Origin of the sequence: Moorena sp. SIO4E2 (assembly GCF_010671945.1) — a bacterium.
GTDB lineage: Bacteria > Cyanobacteriota > Cyanobacteriia > Cyanobacteriales > Coleofasciculaceae > Moorena > Moorena producens.
Map to the genome: position 1 here is coordinate 1 of NZ_JAAHIE010000846.1, position 2501 is coordinate 2501.

The window sequence follows — 2501 nt, forward strand, 5'->3', positions numbered from 1 at the left end:
GCAGATATCCTGGCGCATCCGCTACATCTGCCAGTATTTCTTTCACCAGTTCTGGCTCAATCTCCAAATCTACCTGTTTGGCTGGTTCTACAATTGCCTGTTTTAACTCCTCTGGTGACATGGGCATAACAGCAATCCCATGTTGTTGAATCTGCTGTGCCAATCCGCTATAGTCCTGTTCAAGACATTTACCAAAAAAGTCTGCCCGCATCGTCAATACTAAGCAGAGTTTATCCCCGGTTTTAGGTAAAGCTCCTAATAAGCATTCAAAAAACTGCTGCCTTTGTGAGCTATCTTGACACAAGGTAAAGGCTTCTTCAAACTGATCAACTACCAGTATCACCCGCTGGGTATCAGTCACAGCGATTAATTCGCTCAAGCCTTCAGAACCCTTTTTGATCAAATCCTCGGCTTGAGCTAATTGAGTAGCCTGTTCGATATCAGATAAACCAGAATCTACAAAGGTTAGTGCTAAAGAATTGAGGGGATGTTCACCGGGCTGAAGGATTTTTATCTGCCAACTTTCACTACCCGATAACCTCCGTCCCAGTTGTAACTGATACAATAATCCCGCCCTAACTACACTGGATTTCCCACTACCAGAAGCCCCCAGGACAGCAAGAAAATTACCAACACGCACCTTTTCCAACAATTGATCCGTTAAGGCAGTACGACCGTAGAAATACTTGGCATCTTCTTCAGTACAATCAAAATAAGCCAAACCCTTATAAGGACAGATACTTTTTGCCGAGGCAGCCAACTGTTTTGTTGCTGCTGTCCACCTGCGAGTCAGATTAATGGGTTCACCAGAATTACTAAAAATATGACGCTGGGGAAAAGCATTTCGTTGTTGAGTAAGTAAATCAACCAAGGTATAGTTAGTTACCCATCCCTGTTGGCTTGGTTCCAATCCTAGGATCAGTGCAGAGGTAAGAACACTATGATTACTACTAATGTCTTCATAGGCGAGTTCAAAGGCACGAGAAGCAGCAATAAAACACCGGTCTCTGCCAAAACCCCGGTCTCCGGGGTCTACTTCTGCTACATTTAGGACTTCTCCTGCATAACAGCAATCTAAGATAATAATCTGCTGCCTTACTTCACTTTCTTGTAACAGTCGCCGCAGCCATTGTAAGGATAAACCCCAAGAACCCATGTCTGGGTTAACATCACTAGTTGCCAAAAAGCCTTCTTGTATCCCCTTGCTTTTTCGTAAACCATGTCCAGAAAAATAGAGTAGCGCTGTATCTGGGGGTTTTCCATCTGATTTGAACAATTGTACTATGGCGTCTTCTAACTGAGTTAGAGTGACTTTGGTTTTTTTGCCAACGCGAATGGTATTATTCTGTTTATCCTTAACCGCCGGGAGTCGCGTTACCTTAAAGTCTCCATACTTCTCTAGTAATTGGGCTACAGCTTCTGCATCCCGCCCAGGTGCCGTTAAATTATTGAGGCGTTCATAGCTGTAGGTATTAATCCCTATTACTAAAGCATTCCGACTCATAACAACCAGGGTTTTTATATAAATAGGTACTTAAGAGGTATACAATTATTTGATCGGTCTTTCCGGGAAATAGTTTAGGAAATATTCTGCTATGACACAATTAACGCCAATTCAGCTAGAGGATGGCACAATTATTTACGTTGAAGCTAGAGAAGATTTAGACCTTCCTAAGGTAAGCAGCCCAGACAACCAGGAAGAAGAGGAAGAGGAAGAAGAAGCCCTCACCGACAAGGGGATGAGTTCTCCTGAAAGGCTACGACAGCAAATAATACAACACGCTCAAATCATTGAAGGTACGATTCGGGCTTACACTATTATTGGCTTAAATGCGTTTAAGAAAAAGCCAATACCTAACGTTAAGAAAGTCACCCTATAATTTGGGATTGAATTAGGGGGAGAGGCGGGGATTCCTTATGTCACCAAAGGGACGGCTAAAAGTAATCTTAAAATAACAGTAGAGTGTGAGCTTTATAAGCAAATTGAAAATAAAACTTAGTTAAAACAAATTACGCGATCGCTACCTATAAAGTCTATGACGAGATTGGTAATGCCTGTCATGTAGTTCTAGGGGATGATTATCCATTGCAAGTAACTGAACCAGTTCCCGTTAGCCCCAGGGTAAACACATTTACCCATGGTAGCGTACGCATGTTCAATTGTGTGTTGATAGGCGTTTTGCTTAACCAAAACGGGATAATCGGGATTAATGCCACTAAGTACTTCATTAACGCGCGTGACAAAGATCCGGTGGGGCTTGCGCCATTAGCAAATACTCTTAATGGCTAAAGCTAAAACGACCGCCAGAAGTAGCCGAGGTGACTGGCTATTCCTGGCGGTGGATTCGGGTCATCGCTAACCGCTACAACAATCTTGGAGTTGCTGGAGTGGGAGACCAACGCCATCACAACTCAGGTGCATTACCAATGCTTGATCAGGTGCAACAAGCTCAACTTTGACAATTCTGTACCCTTTTTTGTTGGTCACGTTGGTCACAAAT

At 43.1% G+C, this 2501-nt stretch carries 2 protein-coding genes and 1 pseudogene; 2 read left to right on the plus strand and 1 reads right to left on the minus strand.

Translation table 11 applies throughout. The features are described 5' to 3' along the window. On the minus strand, nucleotides 1–1504 hold a 1504-nt coding region (locus F6K37_RS38000; RefSeq protein ID WP_287256234.1), incomplete at its 3' end, for an nSTAND1 domain-containing NTPase. A gap of 91 nt (nucleotides 1505–1595) precedes the next feature. Between F6K37_RS38000 and F6K37_RS38005 the strand changes: the two are divergent. Both F6K37_RS38005 and F6K37_RS38015 read left to right on the plus strand, forming a co-directional pair. Continuing rightward, nucleotides 1596–2000: pseudogene (locus F6K37_RS38005) on the plus strand (CU044_2847 family protein). A 319-nt stretch (nucleotides 2001–2319) separates the two neighbouring features. Further along, on the plus strand, nucleotides 2320–2460 hold the full coding sequence (locus tag F6K37_RS38015; protein WP_353838988.1) for a hypothetical protein: 141 nt from the start codon (nucleotides 2320–2322) through the stop codon (nucleotides 2458–2460). Nucleotides 2461–2501 lie beyond the last annotated feature (41 nt).